Source organism: Colwellia sp. BRX10-3 (assembly GCF_014077505.1).
GTDB lineage: Bacteria > Pseudomonadota > Gammaproteobacteria > Enterobacterales > Alteromonadaceae > Cognaticolwellia.
In genome coordinates, this window is record NZ_JACGWA010000004.1 from 34,025 (window position 1) to 55,768 (window position 21,744).

Genomic DNA, 21,744 nt, shown 5'->3' on the forward strand with positions numbered 1-21,744 from the left:
TATGAAGTACTCTTTTCGCTTGAATATTACTAATCAAGAATATTTGCCTTATTATCAAGGGCGAGTTCAGTCTATTATTGTTATGACAGAGCAGGGTGTTAAGGTTGAATTTCCTGCGATGCATTTAAGAAATTATTTAACCGGTCATGGCATAAAAGGGTACTTTTGTTTACAAACTCAAAACAATAAGTTTTTGTCATTAGATAAAATATCATGATTAGAGTTTTTGCTTTAAACAGTGGTCTGACCATCAAAAGTTAAGTGTTATAAACGTAAGTAGTATGTCGGCGACTATTTATGTTCACTATTTGATGATTGTAGCTAATAATTAAAGGGCGTTTAAAACAGGTGTTTTAAACGCCCTTTTGCTCTCATCAGTTGACCCGATTCAAGGCTTTAGTGTAAAGGGCTTTAACAAAGATTTTAGCACTTGCCACATGGTCAAAATGATGTAATTATTGTTTCATACCATATAAGTAGAATATAAAAATAACAATGCAGAATCACATCTGGGGAGATAAGAAATGAAACAAAACCTTCGCAACGGTTTACAAAAAAAGCCACTGGCTCTGAGTATAGCCGCCGCTTTAATAACATTAGTTAGTACTAATGTTCAGGCAAAAAACTTTCAATTAGGAAACTTTGATATCAGCTTTGATTCTACATTTTCAGCAGGTACAAGCTGGCGCGTAGAAGATCGTAATTGGAATGATAACGTTGGTAAATCTAATAACGCTAATAATGGCTTTGATTTTAGTCAATATCATCCAATATTAAATGCTAATCCAAGTGCATCTACTGTATGGGATGGCGCTGGTGGTTATTCGACTAATGGCGATAACGGTAATTTAAACTTTAATGCTGGTGAAAGTTTTTCAAAATTAATTAAAGGATCACATGAACTTGGTGTGCGCTATGAAAACTTAGGTTTTTTTGGCCGCGCTATGTATTTTTATGATTTTGAGATGATGGATGGCGATAGAGCTTGGACCAACCCTCTCACAGGTAAAGTGAATGACCCTTGCCGAGACGACGAAGCGCGAGACCAAATATGCCGTGATGTTCGTTTGTTAGATGCCTTTATTTATGGTGATTTTGATATCGGTGAAATGCCGTTTTCAGTGCGTGTTGGTCAGCAGGTGATCAGTTGGGGTGAAAGTACCTTGATCTCTCACGGTATAAGTGAACTTAACCCAGTAGATATTGCACGTTTAAAAGCGCCAGGCGCTGAGCTAAAAGAAGCCTTTATTCCCTTTGGTGCTGTTTGGGCATCATTAGGTGTGACAGAAACTTTTAACGTTGAAATGTTTTATCAATACAACTGGGAAAAAACTGTTTTACCAGCACCAGGTAGTTATTTTTCAACTAATGACTTTGCGGGTGATGGTGGCCACTTTAATAATGTGCAGTTAAACTTTGCTAGTAACCCAGATATGGATCTAGATTCAGTTATCACTAATTTAAATGCCCTAAGAGCACAAATTTTAAATGGTAATGTTCCAATTGCTGATGCTGGTGGTGCCTATGTCGGTGGTTTCCCAACAAAGTTAACACTACGTGAAGAAAGTGCAGAGAATGAACCAGAAGACGGTGGCCAATACGGTCTAAAACTTTCTTGGTATTTACCTGCCTTGAATGATACAGAAGTTAGTTTGTATCACATGAATTATCATAGCCGTCGTCCTGTTTTTTCAGGTATAACAGCTGACTTTACTGGTGCAGCTTTAGCGCACGATGTTGGTATGTTGGCGTCTACTGAAATAACTTACGATAACTACACAGATTTAAAAGCCTTTTCACGTGTTGAACTTGATTATATTGAAGATATCAAGCTATACGCTTTGAGCTTTAATACTGTTCTTGGCACAACCTCGGTAGCAGGTGAATTAACATTCCGTCAAGACGAACCATTACAAATAGATGATGTTGAATTGTTATTTGCTGCTATGCCCCAACAGTTAGCGAACGACTTAGGTCGTGATGAGCTTGACGGCATTTCGCAAATGCCGGTTTTCGCCGGTGGCACACGTGCCAATGGCTATATCTTATCTGATACAATACAAGCACAAATGACGCTAACACATTTATGGGGACCAACACTTGGCGCTAGCCAATTTGTAACCTTGCTTGAAGTTGGTGGTATTGATATTCGTGATATGCCTGAACAAGATGTTTTACGTCTAAATGGCCCAGGCACTAGCCGAAATGGTGGTGTCGCAGGTAAAGAAGGTCTAGAAATGGCCCTACAAGACGGTATTGAAACAAACCCATTCCCAACTGCATCTGCCTGGGGATATCGCTTTGTTGGTAAGCTAGATTATAACAATGTTTTTGCTGGAATTAACGTTTCACCAAAAGTTGTCTTCTCACATGATGTTAACGGTATTACACCGGATCCATTATTCTTGTTTGTTGAAGATAGAAAGTCAGTATCGTTAGGTTTAGGTTTAGATTACCAAAGCCGTTGGTCTGCTGATCTTAGTTACAACAGCTTTTTTGGTGGTGTAGGTACTACTAACCAAATAGAAGATCGCGATTATGTATCTTTTAACATCAAGTATTCAATTTAAGGCAGTATGAGGATTACTTTCATGAGAAATATATTTAAAAATACCTTTAAAAAGGCAACGCTAGTATCAATGGCAGTGACGGTAGCATTAGCATCATCTACTGCTACTGCAAAAATAAGCGAGCAAGACGCCGCTAAGTTAGAAAAAGAGTTAACGCCTTTTGGTGCTGTACGTGCCGCTAACAAAGACGGTTCTATTCCAGCTTGGACAGGTGGTATTAAATCAGTACCCGCCGGCTACAAAGTAGGCGATCATCATATAGACCCATTTGCTGATGATAAAGCCATGTACACCATTACAGCTAAGAACCTTGCGGAATATAAAAGTTTATTAACGCCAGGCCAAGTTAAGTTATTTGAAACTTACCCTGATACTTACAAAATGAGTGTTTATAAGTCGCGTCGTTCAGCTTCATACCCTGAGCATGTTTATCAAGCTACTTTGGAAAATGCTACTCAAACAGAATTAGTTGAAGGTGGTAATGGCATTATTAATGCAGCAATTGGTATTCCATTTCCAGTGCCAAGTAATGGTTTAGAAGCAATTTGGAATCATATTTTACGCTATCGTGGTGAAAAAATTGTTCGTGAGGGTGGTCAAGCAGCTCCAACAGCTTCTGGTGACTATACCTACATGGGATTTGATGACCAATTACTTATACCTTACGGTGTTAAAGGTGTTAAAGCTGAAGAGCTTCAAAAAACTAATATCTTATTCAAGTTTAAACAAAAGGTTACTGAGCCAGCTCGTTTAGCTGGTACAGCTTTATTAGTTCATGAAACGATGGATCAAATAAAAACACCTCGTCAAGCTTGGACTTATAACACTGGTCAACGTCGTGTTCGTCGTGCACCTAATGTTGCTTATGATGCACCTGGTACAGCGTCAGATGGTTTAAGAACAACAGATGACTTCGATATGTTTAACGGTGCACCAAATCGTTATAACTGGACATTGAAAGGCAAGCAAGAGTTGTTAATCCCTTACAATGATTATCGTTTACATAGCGACGATTTAAAATATGACCAAATTTTGCAACCTGGTCATATTAATCCTGAACTAGTACGTTACGAGAAACATCGCGTATGGGTTGTTGAAGCGAATTTAAAATCAGATACACGTCATACTTATAAAAAACGGGTGTTTTATATTGATGAAGATAGCTGGCAAGTAGCGGTTACTGATATTTTCGATAACCGAGATGAGCTGTATCGAGTGGGTGTTGCCCATGGTATTAATTACTATGAAGTACCAACGCAATGGTCAACTTTGGAAGTGTTTCATGATCTACAATCTCGTCGTTATATCGCGATGGGCTTAGATAATGAAGCGAGTATGTATGACTTCTCTGCTGATTTACAAGATGTTGATTTTACGTCTTCAGCGTTACGTCGTGAAGGTCGAAGATAAATAAGTACTTAACTATAACGGCTGGCTAGTGCTAGCCGTTTTTGTTTCAAAGATTTCAAACGGTTAATTAATTTTCATTCCTCTTATTTTTAGCTAAACTAAAGGTAGAGGATATTTTGGTATCAATGGGCATTGCTTAGGGCCATTTTTTTCCTTAACATATCTAATTTGAGGCTTACCGCCTCTTCAGTCCAAATGAATGGAGCTAATATAGTTAATGATGCGTCTTCTCGTTATTTTACTCAGTTTTCTTACTATCCCTATTATTAATGCGCAACAGCTTGACGCAATAATTGCTCCACTAGCGAGTAAATCTCTCTTACTTGATATTACGACAATTAATCAGTCAAAATTAGTTGCTGTTGGTGAGCGTGGTCATATTCTATTTTCAACTGATGGTGTTCAATGGCAGCAATCACAAGTGCCTGTTCAAGTGACATTGACAGCAGTTTATTTTACCGATGAAGACAATGGTTGGGCGGTCGGTCATGACGCTACTATTTTATCGACAAAAGATGGTGGTATTTCTTGGAAAGTCCAGCAACATTTACCACATATGGAAAAACCTCTATTGGATGTGCTGTTTATGGACGCACAAAACGGTATTGCCATTGGCTCTTATGGTTTGTTTTATCGTACAAAAGACGGTGGAGAACACTGGGTAATTGAATATCATAATGAATTTCTTTACGCTGATGACCAAGCCTATTTAGCTGAATTAAAACTGCAGGATGAAGAAGCTTACTTAGATGAACAAAGCAGCATTTTACCACATTTTAATCGCGTAGTTGCCGACGGTCGTACTTTATATTTAGCCGGAGAAATTGGCCTAATTGCAAAAAGTAATGATTTTGGCGTGAGCTGGGAAAAACTTGATAATATATACCCTGGCTCATTTTACGATATAAAACGCACCCAGCAAGGAAACTTACTGGTTGTTGGCTTACGAGGTCATATCTTTCGAAGTTTACGCAATGGTACACCATGGCAAGAAAGTGAAAGCCATGTTACCGCGCTGTTAAGTGCTATCATACTCACTGATGATGAGCGCGTGTTTGTACTCGGTAATAATGGAGTATTATTAGAAAGTCGCGATGATGGTGGTTCGTTTACTAAACATCTTCAAAAAGATGGTAAACCACTTATTGCAGGGGTTTGGTATAAGAATAAAATTATTGCCGTCTCTGATGTTGGCATCAAAACCATTAACGTAACGAAGTAACTGTCATGAAACTTAATTCTATTATTAACGTTGTGGAAGCAACTCTTTTTCGTCGTCGTTTATCTGTATTGATATTCTTTGCTTTAACCAGCATGTTTTTGTTGTTTCAAGCAACACAAATTAAACTCGATGCCGCTTTCACTAAACACATTCCACTTAATCACAGTTATATGAAAACCTATCTAGAACATAGGGAAAATTTTGGTGGAGCAAATAACGTATTAATTTCAGTGTGTGATAGCAGCGAGGATATTTTTAATCCTGAGTTTTTTACGGCTTTAAAAGGCGTACATGACAAGCTGTTTTTTATCCCTGGCGTTGACAGAATTCAGGTTAAGTCTTTATTTTCACCCAGTACAAGATTTGTTGAAATTGTTGAAGATGGATTTGCTGGCGGGCCGGTAATTCCTGCAAACTTTCAACCTGATGAAGCGGGTTTAGCAATTGTAAAAGGCAATATAGAAAAAGCGGGCATTGTTGGCAGTATTGTTGCTGATGATTACAGCTGTTCTATGGTCAAAACTTCATTGATGGAGATTGATCCCAATACCGGTGAGAAACTAGACAGTATTGTGCTTGCCGGACAATTAGAAAATGAAATTCGTGGTGAGTTTGAAAAAGGCAAGATATCAGTACACATCATTGGATTTACCAAAATGGTAGGTGATGTTGCACAAGGGGCAAAAGGGGTTGTGACCTTCTTTGCCATTGCTATTGCTATTACGACCTTGATGGTATTCTGGTTTTGCCGATCGATTTCGTTAACCATATTACCTATTGCTTGTTCTTTAATTGCCGTTGTTTGGCAGTTAGGTATGTTATCAACACTTGGCTTTGGCCTAGATCCTATGTCGATATTGGTGCCATTTTTAGTTTTTGCTATTGGGGTTAGTCATGGTGTGCAAATGATTAACTCTGTCTCTAAACAGGTAAATATTGGCAAAACCAGCAAAGAAGCTGCGCAACTGAGTTTTCGTGTTCTTTTAGTACCTGGCGGCATTGCGTTACTTTCAGATACTGTTGGCTTTATGACCTTGTTGTCAATTGACATTGGTATTATTCGTGAACTCGCTATTACTGCATCACTTGGTGTTGCCATGATAATTTTAACTAACTTAATGTTATTACCACTGTTAGTTTCTTACATGAAGGTGCCAAAGAGTAAAGAAAGTGAGCAAGATAAATCATCTTCTGGGACTGATGGTATATGGCACTTTATGTCGACATTCGCTACACGCAAAGTGGCGATGGTTATCTTAGCGTTAACTGCTGTTCTTTATATTGTGGGTTACCAAAATGCACAAAACATGAAGATAGGTGAGTTACATGCAGGTGCACCGTCATTACACGAAGAATCGCGCTACAACCAAGATACCTTTTTAATTACTGATAAATACGCCATTAGTGTCGATTATATGTCAATTATTGTCGAAACTACTCCAGATGCATGTACTTACTATGACCATATGAACACTATCGATAGGTTTCAATGGCGCATGGAAAACGTTGCAGGTGTACAATCAGCTGTTAGTTTACCGTCCATCGCAAAAATAGTGAATTCGGGCTATAACGAAGGCAATCCGAAATGGCGTGTGCTTTCTCGTAATCCGCAAACCTTGGTACAATCAATCGCACGAGTACCATCGTCAAGTGGTTTACTCAATAGCGACTGTAGTGCAATGCCAGTCATTTTGTTTTTAGAAGATCATAAAGCTGAAACGATTAATCGTGTGGTTGATGCTGCCAAAATTGCTGCTATTGATTTTGGTAATGATAATTTAACCTTTAAACTCGCCTCTGGCCCTGTTGGGGTTATGGCGGCGACTAATGAAGCCGTAGAAGCTGCTCAAATCCCAATGATGCTTTATGTTTATGGTGCGGTTATTATTTTATGTTTACTAAGCTTTAGAAGTTTAAGGGCAACTATTGCTGTCGTTGTGCCACTTTACGTAGTGTCAACGCTCGCTCAATGGCTAATGACAGCGCTTGATATTGGTTTAACAGTATCAACACTACCAGTTATTGCATTAGGCGTCGGTATAGGCGTTGATTACGGCATTTATATCCTGTCTACCATGAGTGTTAAACTGAGAAATGGTGCTACCGTTCAAAGTGCTTATTTTGATGCACTTAAAGAGCGTGGTAGCGCGGTACTAATTACCGGTGTTACTTTAGCTATTGGTGTTTCAACTTGGTTTTTCTCTGATTTAAAATTCCAAGTTGATATGGGTATATTATTAACCTTTATGTTTTTAGTTAATATGATTGCCGCTGTACTGGTATTACCAGCTATAGCTGCATTTCTATGGCCAGAGCGAAAATAAAGTGTAATTAATTGATAATGTAGTTATGCATAAATAAACAAGAAAATGGCCGAAAGGTCATTTTCTATTTATAACTTATGAATAAACAATTGAAAGTTTTCATGTCTGTCACATAAATAAGCTATTTTTAAAGTAATGCATCTAAAATAGTGCTCGCAATCGCCCGAGTTTATCAATAAGATCAAGTTTATAGTCTATTCTCTTAAAAGACTCAAAATTTAGTAATTATTTCAAGCGTTTTATCCAAAAAGGAAAAAGGCATGGCGTTAGTAGACGGTTTACCTTCAGTGATACTTTCGAACGTAGCACAGTTAATACAAAAAAAAGTTCCAGCGGCAACAGCTCCCCTTGTCAATCAATTTGCTGAGTTGCTTTATAAAAATATTTCAACTTTAGATTTAGAACATAGAAATGACAGTGACATGTACGGTGCCACGCTAAGTCTTTGGAATACATTAAACGATCATCAAGATGATAAACCTGTGATTAAAGTGTTTAATCCACAGGTATCAAAAAATGGTTGGAAATCTAGCCACACCATTATCGAAATTATAGTTCGAGATATGCCATTTCTAGTCGATTCTGTGCGTATTGCCTTAAGTCGATTAAACCTAACCCCACATTTAATGCTTAATTCGCCAATAAAAATTGTTCGCGATAAAAGTAAAAAAATTACCAAACTTTCTTCTTCGGTTGATCAGACGTTCAAGTCAACGTCGGTTGAAACTGTATTTTTTATTGAAATTGATCGTCAAAATGACACTAAAGTGTTAACAAGTATCGCCAAAGAATTACATTCAGTAGTGAGTGACATTGCTGTAACAGTAAACGATTGGCAGCCAATGAAAGCACGTTTAAGTAGTGTTATTGAGGACGTGAAACAGGCGAATTTACCTTGTTCAAAAGCAGAACATAGCGACAGTATTAACTTTCTAGAATGGATATTAGCCGACAATTTCACCTTATTAGGTTATCGCGCGTACCATATTAAAACCTTAAAAGGTGATATGGCATTAGAGGCGGATGTTAAAACTAGCTTAGGCTTAATGAACCAATATGACGGCACCAAAGAGCGTCTTATGTCTGGTCTGAGCGAATCAGCACGCGAAATCGCCTTAGGTAAAAATTTACTAGTTTTAACGAAAACTAATGCTAAGTCACGTGTACATCGTCCGGCTCATCTTGATTATATTGGCATCAAGCGTTTCGACGATAAAGGTAATGTTATAGGCGAAGAGCGTTTTGTTGGTTTATTTGGTTCAGCTTATTACACGAATAGCGCTTTAGATTTACCCTTAATAAAATCTAAAGTGATCAGTGCTTGTAACGACTCAGGTTTCGCTCAAGGCACCCATGCTTACAAAGCGTTAATCAACATACTCGAAACTTACCCAAGAGATGAAATTTTACAAAGTTCACCTGCTGAATTATTGAAAAATGTTATGGGTATTTTCCAAATGCAAGAGCGTGATTATTCCGGTTTGTTTATGCGTCGTGATGCTTTCAACCGTTTTTACTCTTGTATGGTTTATGTACCACGTGAACGTTATAACACCGCGTTGCGTATTAACACTCAAAAACTGCTACAAGAAGCATTAGGTAGCAATGAAGAAGTAGAGTTTACCACTTACTTCTCAGAATCAGCACAAGCACGTACGCACTATATCGTTAGAGTTAATTCGACAAAAGCAGACATTAATGTGAAAGATATTGAAAAGAATTTAAATCATGCTGCACGCAGTTGGGATGATAATTTAGCCGATGCCTTAAACTCGCACAAAGGTGAAGCGAAAGGTAAAGCGTTAAGTAGAAAATATACCAGCTTTCCACAAGCTTACAAAGACGAAGTTTTACCTGGCACAGCCATCGTAGATATTGAAAAATTTGAAGCTTTATCTGACGATAACAAACTTGAAATGTTGTTTTATCAACCACAAGAGGAAGATGCCAATAGCCGCTTTGTGAAATTAAAGTTGTTCCACTCTGGCGAGCCCTTGCATTTGTCAGATGTTTTACCGATGTTAGAAAACTTTGGTTTACGCGTAATTGGTGAAAGTCCTTATGCAGTAAAAGCTGAAAGCGGTGAAGTTTATTGGATTTTAGATTTCTCAATGTTACTTACCGGCAAAGGTAAATTCAATTTAGAGATTGTTCAAAGCTTATTCCAAGACGCCTTTGCTAAAGTATGGGCTCGTAAGTTAGAAGACGATGGCTTTAACCGTTTAATTTTAGGCGCTGAATTGGGCGGTCGTGAAGTATCAATTGTACGTGCATATGCTAAATATGAACGTCAAATTGGTGGTACCTTTAGCCAGAGTTATATTGAAGATACTTTTGCTCGTTATCCAAGTATCGCTAAGTTATTGATTAAACTTTTTAAATTACGTTTTACCCCAACTAAAAAGTCAAATGAAAAAGCGATTGAGAAAGTACACACTAGCCTTGAGTCTTCTTTAGACAGTGTAGCTAGTTTAGATGATGACCGTATTATTCGTCGCTTTGTTGAGATGGTTAATGCCACTATTCGTACTAACTATTTTCAGCCGCACCCAGTTACCGGCGAAAAATCATACATTTCATTTAAAATATTACCTTCACAAATTTCTGATGTTCCACTACCTGTGCCAGCATTTGAAATTTTTGTTTATTCTCCTCAAGTTGAGGGCGTACATTTACGCGGCGGTAAAGTTGCCCGTGGTGGTTTGCGTTGGTCTGATCGTCGTGAAGATTTCCGCACGGAAGTTTTAGGTTTAGTAAAAGCCCAACAAGTTAAAAATACGGTTATTGTGCCGGTAGGTGCCAAAGGTGGCTTTGTTTGTAAGCAATTGCCTGACGGTGACAGAAATGAAATTTTTGAAGCCGGTAAAGAGTGTTACCGCACCTTTATTCGTGGTTTATTAGATATTACCGATAATATCATCGAAGGTGAAATTGTACCGCCAGTAAATGTTGTTCGTTTAGACGAAGATGACCCATATTTGGTGGTAGCTGCTGACAAAGGTACAGCAACTTTCTCTGATGTCGCGAATGCTATTTCTGAAGAATATAATTTTTGGATGGGCGATGCCTTTGCTTCAGGTGGCAGTGTAGGTTACGACCACAAAGCTATGGGTATTACCGCGAAAGGCGCCTGGGAGTCTGTGAAACGTCATTTCCGTGAAATGGATGTCGACTGTCAGTCAACCGATTTTACCTGTATTGCTATCGGTGACATGGCGGGTGATGTTTTTGGTAATGGTATGTTGCTTTCAAAGCATATCCGTTTGCAGGCTGCGTTTAATCACATGCATATTTTCATTGACCCAAATCCAGATGCTGCTAGTTCATATATAGAACGTGAACGATTATTTAATTTACCTGGCTGTACTTGGGAAGATTACAATAAAGAGCTAATTTCTGAAGGCGGAGCAATATTTAGTCGCCATTCAAAATCTATTAAATTAACCCCGCAAATCAAAAAAATGCTTGGCACGCAAAAACAAAACATGTCGCCAATCGATTTGATGCAATCCATATTGAAAATGCAGGTTGATTTATTGTGGAACGGCGGTATTGGTACCTATGTTAAAGGCTCTAAAGAAACACATCTAGAAGTAGGTGATAGAGCAAATGATGCATTACGTATTAATGGTGCTGACCTAAATGCCAAAATAGTGGGCGAAGGCGGTAACTTAGGTTTAACTCAATTGGGTCGCATAGAATTTGGTGCCAAAGGTGGTCGAATTAATACTGATGCGGTTGATAATGCCGGTGGTGTTGATTGTTCAGATAACGAAGTTAACATCAAAATTTTATTAAATGGTTTAGTACAAAACGGTGATTTAACCGTTAAGCAGCGTAATAAAATTCTTTATGATATGACAGACGAAGTAGGTGATATCGTAATTGATGATTGTTATCGTCAAACTCACTCATTGTCTATCACAGAATTACGTGGTGGCGGTCAGTTAAAAGAACAATCTCAATTTATTACTGAATTAGAGCGTTCAGGCAAATTAGATAGAGCCCTAGAGTTTATTCCAAGTGATGAAGACATTGCTGAACGTTTAGCTTTAGGTAAAGGTTTAACACGTCCTGAGCTTTCTGTGTTACTTGCTTATAGCAAAATGGTACTAAAAGAAGAGCTTGTTTGCCCTGAAATTTCAGATAACGAATTTCATCAAAGCTTACTTATTAAAGCGTTTCCAAAACTGCTACAAGATAATTACAGTGCTCAAATGCAAGATCATCCACTGCGAGCAGAAATTATAGCAACGCAATTAGCTAATAATATTGGTAATGATATGGGCTTTAACTTTGTCCATCGCATGAAAGCAGAAACGGGTGCAACAACATCAGAAATTGCTAATTGCTATACCATGGCGTGTGCCGTATTTGAATTGTCTGATATTTGGAAAAAAATCAGCGATTTGGATAATATGATTTCTACCTCGATCCAAACAGAAATGCTATTTCAGTTACGAAGAACTGTTCGTCGCGCTACGCGTTGGTTCCTACGTCATCGTAATAAATCGTTTAATATTGCTCAATCAATTGAATTTTATCATGCAACATTTGTAGCGCTTTCAAGCAACATTACAAGTTATATGGTTGAAAAAGAAGCGGCGCAAATTAAACGTGTGGAAAATGATTTAATTAAAGCAGGGGTGCCTGAGCAGATAGCGTTAAGAATTTCTTTACTGAGCACCTTGTTCTCAGTCATGGATCTTGCAGAAATTTCAAAATCTGAAGCTGTGCCTACTGAACTAGCAACCGATCTTTATTTTAAATTGGGTGCGAGATTAGATCTTCATTGGTTCCTAGATCAAATTACTTCTCAGCCGGTTTCTAATCACTGGCAAGCGCTTGCAAGAGCATCATTCAGAGAAGAACTCGATTGGCAACAACGTTCATTAACTTCGGTGATCTTACGGGGTAATCAAAACTCTACTGACGTTGATGAAATGTTGAATAATTGGTTTAACGATAGTGCCCAACCACTTGAGCGTTGGCAGCATATTTTGGCAGACTTTAGAATTGGCAAAACGCATGAGTTTGCCAAATTCTCGGTAGCCTTACGAGAATTGATGTTGTTAAGTTTGCACTGCGACCCAGTGAAATAAGTGTTAAGATCCCCGCCAAGAGCGGGGATTTTTTTGTCATCAAGTTTATGCTTATGAATCAATTGAAAGTATAAGCAGTTAGTTAATTAAAGAGGTGTTATGTTTTACTCAGCTATTCGTAAGGTGTTTTTTAAATTCGATCCAGAAGCAATTCATGAGTTGACGATTAAAGGTTTTAAAGCAACTGGCGCTACTCCGTTTAATATGCTTTATAAGCAAACTGTACCGAATAAACCTGTAGAAATTATGGGTATAAAATTTCCTAATCCAGTGGGTTTAGCTGCAGGACTAGATAAAAATGGTGAGTGCATTAAAGCCTTTGAAGCCCTAGGCTTTGGCTTCATTGAAGTAGGTACAGTAACACCAAAACCTCAGCCAGGTAATGACAAACCCAGAATCTTTAGGTTACCGGAAGCTAACGCTATTATTAACCGCATGGGTTTTAATAATAAAGGTGTTGATTATCTCGTAGATCAAGTAATAAAAGCTAAGTACAGCGGCGTTTTGGGCATAAACATAGGTAAAAATAAAGATACGCCAGATGAAAATGCAAAAGATGATTATATTCATTGCATGCGAAAGGTTTATGACTACGCCACTTATATTACGGTAAATATATCATCACCTAACACACCTGGTTTGCGCTCATTACAATATGGCGACGCGCTAGATGAATTGTTATCAGCATTAAAAACTGAACAAACAGCATTAGCAGAGAAACACGGCAAGTACGTACCTGTTGCGGTAAAAATAGCCCCAGATTTAAACCCAGAAGAAGTAAAGTCTATTGCAGAATGTTTAATTGCCAATAATATTGACGGTGTTATTGCCACTAATACCACTTTAGCCCGCGATAAGGTGTCACATTTACCCTTTGGTAATGAACAGGGTGGATTAAGTGGCGCACCGGTTAAAGATAAAAGTACCGAAGTTATCAAATTACTTGCCATCGCGCTTGATAATAAACTACCTATTATTGGTGTCGGTGGTATTGCTTCAGGTGCTGATGCCCAAGAAAAAATAGATGCAGGTGCAAAGCTAATACAAGTTTATACTGGTTTTATTTACCAAGGTCCGCAATTGATTAAAGAAATTGTTCAAACACTAAAATAAATCCGTAGTGAGTTATTTGCGGCTTAATAACTGTGAGAGATAAAAAAGGTCATCAACTATATCAGTTGATGACCTTTTTATTATTGATGGATATAATTATTAATAACCAATGAAAGCTGAATAGCCGATTAAGACTTGCTAGCTAATATAGCTTCTAAACGCTCCATTCGTTCTAGTAGTAACTGTAAGCTGGTATCAAATTCGTTGACCGTAGTCGCGGTAAACATTTGCTGTTTATCACGGCTTTTAGCATTGGCATCTAAAGTATTGAACTGAGACGATAATTTTTTTAGTTCGTCTTTTAAGCTGCTGGCCGCAATCATTTGTTCAGAAATAGCGTTTATTGAAAACTCTGTCGCGGTAATCTTATCTTTTAAATCACTAAGTGTGTCAGTATTTTTATCCTGCTGTTGCACCATTTTCATACTTTGTGAGTTTAATTCTTTAATTTCTTTTTGATTTTTTCGCCAAGCTGATGCCCATAGTTTATCCATTTCAGATAAGAGTAATTCTGTTTTCTCGCTTATGGACTCTAATTTAATCTTTAAAGCTATTGTAGACTCTCCCATTTCTTCACCGGTAGCTGAGAGCTGGTTTTCTAGCAGTTGAATCCGCCCTGAACTCGATTCTAGTAGCTGTTCTACGTTAAGATGTTGTTGATAAAAATACCAACCCGAGCCAGCTAGAGCGACGTAAGGCATCAACATGAATAATGTTTGCGCCAAAGTAGATGACTTATTATCCTTAGCCGTTATCCGAGAATTATCGGATTTTTTTACTTTAGGAGCGGGATCACGAGCTACCTTAACTTGATCTTGATCGATAGCAATTGTTGGAAATTCTGGTTCTACACGATTTGACAAGAGAGCATCCTACTAACAATGGCTATAACACCAATTGAATTAATGAATTTATTATTTGGAATAATACCAAGTTGATTAATTATCCGCTTATTTTTAATGCTAATAAATAAAAATTACAAGATAATAAAATTTAAAAAGCGAATAATTACTTACTAAATTATATGCTTTGTATTTATCGATTTATCATCATGAAAAAGTAGCACATCTAACTAATCTCATTGGTATCATAGCAAGTTGCGAAGAACTTTATAATATTTAGTATATTTGTACAAAAAAACCGGCATATTAGCCGGTTTTTCATCTTGAAGTATAAGGTGTCTTAATTAGTCAGTATTAGTAACTATCATTATGAACACTTTGCACTGCTCGACCAGAAGGATCCGCCATGTTAGCGAAACTTTCATCCCAGGCTAACGCTTCTGGTGTACTACAAGCTACTGACTTACCGCCAGGAACACATTCTGCCGCAGATGCGAGAGGAAAGTGCTCTTCGAAAATAGTACGGTAGAAGTAAGCTTCTTTAGTGTCGGGTGTATTAACTGGAAACTTAAATTCAGCGCTTGCTAGTTGTTGGTCGCTTACTTGAGCTTCAACATGCTGTTTTAAACCGTCAATCCATGAGTAACCAACCCCATCAGAAAACTGCTCTTTTTGACGCCATAAAATTTCTTTTGGTAAGTAACCTTCAAAAGATGAACGTAAAATAGCTTTTTCCATTTTACCGTTGCCACACATTTTGTCTTCAGGATTAATGCGCATGGCAACATCCATAAAGTTTTTATCCAAGAAGGGTACTCGTGCTTCAATACCCCATGCTGACATAGATTTGTTAGCACGCAGGCAATCAAACATGTGTAATTTATCAAGTTTGCGTAATAACTCGTTATGAAACTCTTCAGCATTTGGTGCTTTGTGGAAATATAAATAACCACCGAATATTTCATCAGCACCTTCACCAGAAAGTACCATTTTAATACCCATGGCTTTTATTTTTCTTGCCATTAAATACATAGGCGTAGAGGCACGAATAGTGGTTACATCGTAAGTTTCTAGGTGATATATCACTTCTTTGAGTGCATCGATGCCTTCTTGCTCGGTGAATATAACACTGTGATGAATTGTACCTATGCTGTCGGCAACTGTTTTTGCTGCAATTAAATCTGGCGAGCCCGCTAAGCCACAGGCAAAAGAATGCACTTTAGGCCACCATGCTTCAGACAAGTCGTTTTCTTCGATTCGCCTAGCGGCAAATTTTTGCGTAATAGCAGAGATTAACGAAGAGTCTAAACCGCCCGACAGTAATACGCCGTAGGGAACATCAGTCATTAAATGGCTTTTAACTGAATCTTCTAATGCTTCGCGTATTTTTTCTTTACTGGTATTGTTATCTTTTATTGCCGAGTACTTTTGCCAGTTGCGTTGGTAATATTTTTCAACTTTACCAACTCTGCTATCTAAAATATGACCAGGAGGAAACTCTGCTACCGTTTTACAAATAGGCATTAACGCTTTCATTTCTGAGGCTACATAAAAGTTACCTTCAGCGTCATAACCAGTGTAAAGTGGAATAATGCCCATGTGATCACGAGCAATTAAATAGCTATTGTCTACCTCGTTGTATAAACAAAAGGCGAACATGCCTTGGAGTTTATCGACAAAATCGCTACCAAATTTTTCAAACATTGGAATGATAATTTCACAATCAGAAGCGGTTTGAAAAGCATAATCAGGTGTATGCTGGTTGGCCAAAACTTTATGGTTATAAATTTCACCATTAACAGCTAAAACCTTTGTTTTGTCTGTATTATATAATGGTTGAGCGCCATTTTCAGTATCGACAATCGACAAACGTTCATGAACTAAAATTGCATGGTCGTTGTTGTAGATACCAGACCAATCTGGACCACGATGACGAAGTAAGCGAGAATATTCTAAAGCTTTAGGACGAAGTGCGTCTGCACCCGTTTTAATATCTAATATACAAAATATCGAACACATTGAAGTGCTACCCCTTTATATTTATTAATGACAAATTATGTGGTTAATACGCTTCAGTATGTTTACTGAAATGTACGATGCGGTAATATCTCGAGATAAGCATGATAATGTTTACAGAAAATATATCGCTCAGCAGTAATGCTGTTGTGACACTTTGACAGTATTTGATAATAAATCAATAGTATTTTTACTCTAATTTGATAAATGCGCATAATCACAGTTTTAAGTGCGATAATAATCGCTAGTTTTAAAAAAACAGATACATTAGTATATCAATGAATGAAAATACTATATCAATGATAAGAAAAGAAAAAGTTTGTTGTTTGAATTAAACTTAATCATAAGTAAGAGCTATCAATGTTAAAAATTGTAAATAAAATAAAAATAAAGACTTGTGTCGTCGCAATATCACTCGGCTTAAGTTTATGCGCGAATAGTGCCGTAATTAACCACGTTGAATTAACTGTTGAAGAATTGCGTATTGATAAAGCACTTAAATCATTGCCAAATGTTGCGTTTAGATTATCAGCACGTGTTGATGATTTTGCTAGTCAGCTAAATAAAGCGACTAACTATACGGTATTAACCCAATTAGTTATTCGACATGGCAAAGGCTTATGGTTAGATCAGAAAAAATCATTTAATCAATTGAATGACTTTGACGACAGACCTTTGTATTGGGCGCGCTTACAAATGAGCAAAGCGTTGCGCACTGCAAAAGCGTTTGGCGAATTATTTCCTAATCAGCAACGTAAATTGTTATGGACCTTTGAGTTGTTATCGCGTGGTCAAAAGGATGTAAAGTTTGATAAAAAAGCAGATAAAAAAATATTACTGACAGGTTTTGATCCCTTTTTTCTTGACCGTCATATCGACCAAAGTAACCCTTCAGGGGTTGTGGCACTATCTTTGGATGATTTAGTGGTAAGCATTGAAGGGCAGACCGCCGAAATTGAGGTGTTGATTGTACCCGTGCGATTTGCCGATTTTGATCAAGGCATGATTGAAGAGTTATTAGCTCCTTATATCCAAAATAAATCGGTTGATATGGTACTAACTATCAGTATGGGAAGAGAAAACTTCGATTTAGAACGTTTTCCTGCATTAAGACGCAGTGCTAATGCCCCTGATAATCTTAATGTGTTAACCGGCGCGACGAAAAATAATCCAATAGTGCCTAAGTTAAATAACTCTGCGTTGCAAGGGCCTGAATTTGTTGAGTTTAGCTTACCTATATCATCAATGTTAAAGGGGGCAGGAAAATATCAGGTTAACGATAATCGAACAATATCGACTTTATCTGGTGGTACATTCAATGGCAAAGCACTTTCCGATATAGTAAAACAAACTTCGGTAAGCGGATCTGGTGGTGGATATCTTTCAAACGAGATCTCATATCGCAGCATATTATTGCGAGACCAATATAATTTAACGTTACCGGTAGGCCATATTCATACTCCGAAAATTAAAGCCTTTGACCAACAAGCGCTCATGAATATTGTTAATCAAGCGAAAAGTATTATTACCCAAGGTGTTGCAGATTTATAACGATTGACTTTATAAGCTTTAACAATAAAAGAACCCGTTAAAAACAGAGTCGAAAAGCTCACCAATGCTTTATTTCAACACAAAAAAACGCTAACTAAGTTAGCGTTTTTTATGTCCTACTTTGTTACTAATAATGGCTAGTTAAAGCTTGTAAACTCATGGTTTTCAGCTAAATATGCTTACTGTCATCATAATAATATTAGTAATAGCGTGCTAAATATTATTAGTGACATCAACCGATAGTTTTAACATTTGTCCTGGTTGTAAGTATTTATTACGATTCAGACTATTCCAAAGTTCTATATCTTTAATCTTCACATTAAACTTGTCGGCTATACGGGCAAAAGAATCACCTTTTCGTACACGATAATGAATGTTGCGCATTATCGCTTTCTCGCTTGGAGTCATGGTATTTAAAGTAAGTTTCTTAACCGCTGTTTTTTGCCAAATAACCAGTTTTTGACCGGGTTTAATGGTGTCTCTAGGCGCCATGGCGTTCCATTTTGCAATGCTACGAGTAGAAACATTGTAAGCGCGACTGATGTCCCATAAGGTGTCGCCAGATTTAACAATATGAATACGTTTTTCACCCGCCAGTACTTTACTTTGTGTTTTGGCTAAACGTTGGTTTTGTGACAGTAGATAACTGTCTAATGACGCAGTAGCAACAGGAATTAATAAAAATTTACCTGCTCTTATCTGACCACCTTTAATGTTATTAACTTGTTCTATTAACGCTATTTCAGTATTAAATTTTTGCGCTATTTCACCTAAATTATCACCGTTTTTAATTTTGTAGCGTTGCCAAGCTAAACGATCTTTTTTGCTTAATTTTGCAAGACCTTGTTTAAATGTATCTATTTTATGGTTGGGCAGTAATAAATAGTGTGGGCCGTCTGGATCGGTCGCCCAACGATTAAACCCTGGGTTGAGCCGCTGTAACTCGATTAAGCTCAAGTCTGCCAATTGCGCTGCTTTTGCTAAATCAAGTTGTGAACCAATATCGACTTGACTGATCACCGAGCTATTTTCAATTTCGTGCAATTTAATTTTAAACTCATCGCTACGTCTAACTATGTCAGCTAACGCTAATAATTTAGGCACATAAGCACGGGTTTCTTTCGGTAAATCTAAAGACCAAAAGTCGGTAGGTAGATTTTTCTTTTTATTACTTCTAACCGCACGTCTTACTCGTCCTTCACCTGAATTGTAAGCAGCAAGTGCTAGCATCCAATCTCCATCGAAAAACTTGTTTAAGTATTTTAAATACTTAATAGCACCTTCAGTTGAGGCAACAATGTCACGACGTCCGTCGTACCACCAATTTTGCTTCATCCCAAAGCGTTTTCCTGTGCCGGGGACAAATTGCCACATACCTGAAGCGCGACCATGTGAGTAAGCAAAGGGATCAAAAGCGCTTTCAACAATGGGTAATAAGGCAATTTCAACTGGCATATCGGCAGCTTCTAGAGCTTCAACGATATAAAACAAAAAGGGCTCTGCACGTTTCGCTACGCGGTCTAGGTAGGTAGGGTGCTTAACAAACCAATTACGTTGGCTAGTAACACGAGGGTTATCTGGTATTGAAAACTCGAGGTTGCTACGAATTCGTTGCCAAACATCATTCGACAAGTAACTTTCTTGTTCGTCATTGCCCAAATCTATATTACCGTCGGCAATGGGATGAATAACGTCAATAGCTTCATCAACTAGTAACGCTTGGTTAATTTCTGTCGCTGATGCTACATCGATAAGTGTTTGAGTGTCTGAGTGTATTTCGAGATTATTCGACTCAGTTTGATTTAATATTGATTGGCAACCAGACAACAGGAGAATGGTTGCTATAGATAATGTTATATACTTCATGCAATGTCTATTTAAGTTCACTTAGCGTCAGTGTCACTTATTTAGGGCTGTTATTCAAGATTTGCGAAATTAAAAGCGACTTAGAAATTGTCTTTCCAAGCACGAATAATAGTAAAAGCTTTTAATTTATCATTTACAGTATCTTCACTATACTCACCAGCGCTTGTCATCAAACTAGCCTCATGGCAGCGTATAAACGGATTGATTTTCTTTTCAAGCATAATTGATGTTGGAATAGTCGCTATCCCTTGTTCGCGCTTTTGTAACACTTGATTATAATAATGAACTAACTCTGTATTACAGGGTTCAACAGTGAGGGCGAAGTTAAGGTTAGCTTGAGTGTATTCATGTGCGCAATATACGCGGGTGCACTCAGGTAATGCGCTAAGCTTTTCTAGTGATGATAGCATCTGGCTTGGGGTACCTTCGAAAAGTCTACCACAACCGCCTGAAAATAGAGTGTCGCCACAAAATAAGTTGTCTTGTGCTAAATAGGCAATATGGCCGCTAGTGTGACCAGGAAGATCAATAATAGAAAATTCCAAGTCTAAATCAGACAATTTTACGGTATGGCTGTCATTTAGCGCAACGTCACAATGAGGAATGTTTTCACTTTCAGGGCCATAAATAGTCAACGGCCATTGCTTGTTTTTGCAGTACTCGACGAGTTTGTTTATGCCACCAATATGATCTGCATGATGATGAGTGATCAAAATACTTGATAACTGCATTTGTTCTTGCTCAATAAACTCAATGCAAACATTGGCGTCACCTGGGTCAACTAGGGCCATCTTTTGACCTAAGTTCGACGAAATTGCCCATATATAATTATCTGAAAAGGCCTTTATCATGGAAACTTTCATATTAGTTGTGCTTTGACTTTGCAGCATGTGCGGCTCCTGAGTATACTGAAGCTATGATTATACTCATTTTTTCTTTCGTTTAATATAATGAAACCAGCACTCGCGTTTAGGCACCCTGATTATCCAAAATCTTGGCAGCATTTACCTAATGGTGACCTGATAGTTACCAATATAAATCAAGCACTAGCCGCTTGGTGGCCAAAATTCTTTGGTTATCATATGCTTAAAATTGGTGCTTTAAGTGGTGAAATCGATTGTGCAGACAGTCCAATTAAACATCAACTAACCTTAACCAATGAGCTTAAAAGCGCTGATATTGTCGCTGAAATTGATGACTTACCCTTATTGGAACACAGTGTAGATGTTTGTGTGTTAGCGCATGCTTTGGAGTTTTCTTTAGATCCTCACCATGTTGTTCGCGAGGCTAACCGTGTGTTAATTCCAAACGGATATTTAGTGATCACAGGTTTTAATCCCTTTAGTTTAGTAGGCTTTAATCAATTTATACCATACAGGCGCAACCAAACTCCTTGGAATGAAAGATTATTCTCACCTATGCGAGTTAAAGATTGGCTGCATTTGATGGGCTTTGAAATTCAACTAGATAAACGTTTATTGCATTCGTCGTTAGCAGGGCAATTAACTCAGGGAGCTTTTAGTTACCATTGGCATAATATAGCGGCACGCTATTTCCCAAGTTTAGGCTCTGTTTATGTGATTGTTGCGAAAAAGCGGGTATTGCCGCTAACGCCAATTAAAGCAAAGTGGCAACTTAGGCCACGTTTTGAACCGGTAAAAGTACCTACGATGAATTCATCAAACAAAACAATCAAAAAATTAAACAAGTAATTGTAAAATATAACAA

General features: G+C 37.8%; 13 protein-coding genes. 9 read left to right on the forward strand and 4 right to left on the reverse strand.

Translation table 11 applies throughout. The annotated features are described in order from the left end of the window. Nucleotide 1 precedes the first annotated feature (1 nt). The 7 genes from H4J38_RS08345 to pyrD all read left to right on the forward strand — a co-directional run bounded on the left by H4J38_RS08345 (nucleotide 2) and on the right by pyrD (nucleotide 13,741). Nucleotides 2–217, forward strand: coding sequence for a DUF2835 domain-containing protein (locus tag H4J38_RS08345; protein ID WP_182131341.1), 216 nt, complete (start codon nucleotides 2–4; stop codon nucleotides 215–217). Between the two features lie 307 nt (nucleotides 218–524). Then, nucleotides 525–2,570, forward strand: coding sequence for a DUF1302 domain-containing protein (locus H4J38_RS08350; RefSeq protein ID WP_182131342.1), 2,046 nt, complete (start codon nucleotides 525–527; stop codon nucleotides 2,568–2,570). A gap of 21 nt (nucleotides 2,571–2,591) precedes the next feature. After that, complete coding sequence (locus H4J38_RS08355; protein ID WP_182131343.1) at nucleotides 2,592–3,980, forward strand: DUF1329 domain-containing protein; 1,389 nt, start codon at nucleotides 2,592–2,594, stop codon at nucleotides 3,978–3,980. Nucleotides 3,981–4,197: 217 nt separating this feature from the next. Then, on the forward strand, nucleotides 4,198–5,202 hold the full coding sequence (locus H4J38_RS08360; protein WP_259365449.1) for a YCF48-related protein: 1,005 nt from the start codon (nucleotides 4,198–4,200) through the stop codon (nucleotides 5,200–5,202). A gap of 5 nt (nucleotides 5,203–5,207) precedes the next feature. Next, nucleotides 5,208–7,526, forward strand: coding sequence for an RND family transporter (locus tag H4J38_RS08365; protein WP_182131344.1), 2,319 nt, complete (start codon nucleotides 5,208–5,210; stop codon nucleotides 7,524–7,526). A 260-nt stretch (nucleotides 7,527–7,786) separates the two neighbouring features. Then, nucleotides 7,787–12,628, forward strand: a complete 4,842-nt coding sequence (locus H4J38_RS08370; protein WP_182131345.1) for an NAD-glutamate dehydrogenase — start codon at nucleotides 7,787–7,789, stop codon at nucleotides 12,626–12,628. Nucleotides 12,629–12,727: 99 nt separating this feature from the next. Then, nucleotides 12,728–13,741 (forward strand): quinone-dependent dihydroorotate dehydrogenase, encoded by a 1,014-nt coding sequence (pyrD, locus tag H4J38_RS08375; protein WP_182131346.1) that lies wholly within the window; start codon nucleotides 12,728–12,730, stop codon nucleotides 13,739–13,741. A gap of 128 nt (nucleotides 13,742–13,869) precedes the next feature. Here pyrD and H4J38_RS08380 read toward each other — a convergent pair whose 3' ends face one another. Next, the gene (locus H4J38_RS08380) at nucleotides 13,870–14,604 is read right to left on the reverse strand and encodes a hypothetical protein (protein WP_182131347.1); all 735 of its coding nucleotides are present in this window, start codon (nucleotides 14,602–14,604) and stop codon (nucleotides 13,870–13,872) included. 333 nt (nucleotides 14,605–14,937) lie between these two features. Next, nucleotides 14,938–16,602 carry an asparagine synthase B gene (gene asnB, locus H4J38_RS08385; protein WP_182131348.1) on the reverse strand — a complete coding sequence of 555 codons (1,665 nt, stop codon included), beginning with the start codon at nucleotides 16,600–16,602 and terminating at the stop codon, nucleotides 14,938–14,940. Nucleotides 16,603–16,959: 357 nt separating this feature from the next. On the opposite strand from asnB, the gene H4J38_RS08390 reads away from it, so the two are divergent. Then, entirely contained in the window at nucleotides 16,960–18,150 is a 1,191-nt protein-coding gene (locus H4J38_RS08390) for a hypothetical protein (protein ID WP_182131349.1), read from the forward strand. A gap of 213 nt (nucleotides 18,151–18,363) precedes the next feature. Here the strand turns inward: H4J38_RS08390 and H4J38_RS08395 are convergent, their stop codons facing one another. Both H4J38_RS08395 and gloB read right to left on the reverse strand, forming a co-directional pair. Then, a complete protein-coding gene (locus H4J38_RS08395) occupies nucleotides 18,364–20,016 on the reverse strand; it encodes a LysM peptidoglycan-binding domain-containing protein (RefSeq protein WP_182131350.1) in 1,653 nt (550 codons plus the stop codon). A gap of 80 nt (nucleotides 20,017–20,096) precedes the next feature. Next, complete coding sequence (gene gloB / locus H4J38_RS08400; RefSeq protein WP_259365450.1) at nucleotides 20,097–20,906, reverse strand: hydroxyacylglutathione hydrolase; 810 nt, start codon at nucleotides 20,904–20,906, stop codon at nucleotides 20,097–20,099. 60 nt (nucleotides 20,907–20,966) lie between these two features. Here gloB and H4J38_RS08405 point away from each other — a divergent pair, with 60 nt between their 5' ends. Further along, complete coding sequence (locus H4J38_RS08405; RefSeq protein WP_182131351.1) at nucleotides 20,967–21,728, forward strand: class I SAM-dependent methyltransferase; 762 nt, start codon at nucleotides 20,967–20,969, stop codon at nucleotides 21,726–21,728. Nucleotides 21,729–21,744: the final 16 nt, after the last annotated feature.

What these genes read in the sequence shown, in the direction of transcription:
- H4J38_RS08345 (WP_182131341.1), top strand. Translation starts at nt 2, where the DNA reads ATGAAGTACTCTTTTCGCTTGAATATTACTAATCAAGAATATTTGCCT.
- H4J38_RS08350 (WP_182131342.1), top strand. Translation starts at nt 525, where the DNA reads ATGAAACAAAACCTTCGCAACGGTTTACAAAAAAAGCCACTGGCTCTG.
- H4J38_RS08355 (WP_182131343.1), top strand. Translation starts at nt 2,592, where the DNA reads ATGAGAAATATATTTAAAAATACCTTTAAAAAGGCAACGCTAGTATCA.
- H4J38_RS08360 (WP_259365449.1), top strand. Translation starts at nt 4,198, where the DNA reads ATGATGCGTCTTCTCGTTATTTTACTCAGTTTTCTTACTATCCCTATT.
- H4J38_RS08365 (WP_182131344.1), top strand. Translation starts at nt 5,208, where the DNA reads ATGAAACTTAATTCTATTATTAACGTTGTGGAAGCAACTCTTTTTCGT.
- H4J38_RS08370 (WP_182131345.1), top strand. Translation starts at nt 7,787, where the DNA reads ATGGCGTTAGTAGACGGTTTACCTTCAGTGATACTTTCGAACGTAGCA.
- pyrD (WP_182131346.1), top strand. Translation starts at nt 12,728, where the DNA reads ATGTTTTACTCAGCTATTCGTAAGGTGTTTTTTAAATTCGATCCAGAA.
- asnB (WP_182131348.1), bottom strand. Translation starts at nt 16,602, where the DNA reads ATGTGTTCGATATTTTGTATATTAGATATTAAAACGGGTGCAGACGCA.
- H4J38_RS08390 (WP_182131349.1), top strand. Translation starts at nt 16,960, where the DNA reads ATGTTAAAAATTGTAAATAAAATAAAAATAAAGACTTGTGTCGTCGCA.
- H4J38_RS08395 (WP_182131350.1), bottom strand. Translation starts at nt 20,016, where the DNA reads ATGAAGTATATAACATTATCTATAGCAACCATTCTCCTGTTGTCTGGT.
- gloB (WP_259365450.1), bottom strand. Translation starts at nt 20,906, where the DNA reads ATGCTGCAAAGTCAAAGCACAACTAATATGAAAGTTTCCATGATAAAG.
- H4J38_RS08405 (WP_182131351.1), top strand. Translation starts at nt 20,967, where the DNA reads ATGAAACCAGCACTCGCGTTTAGGCACCCTGATTATCCAAAATCTTGG.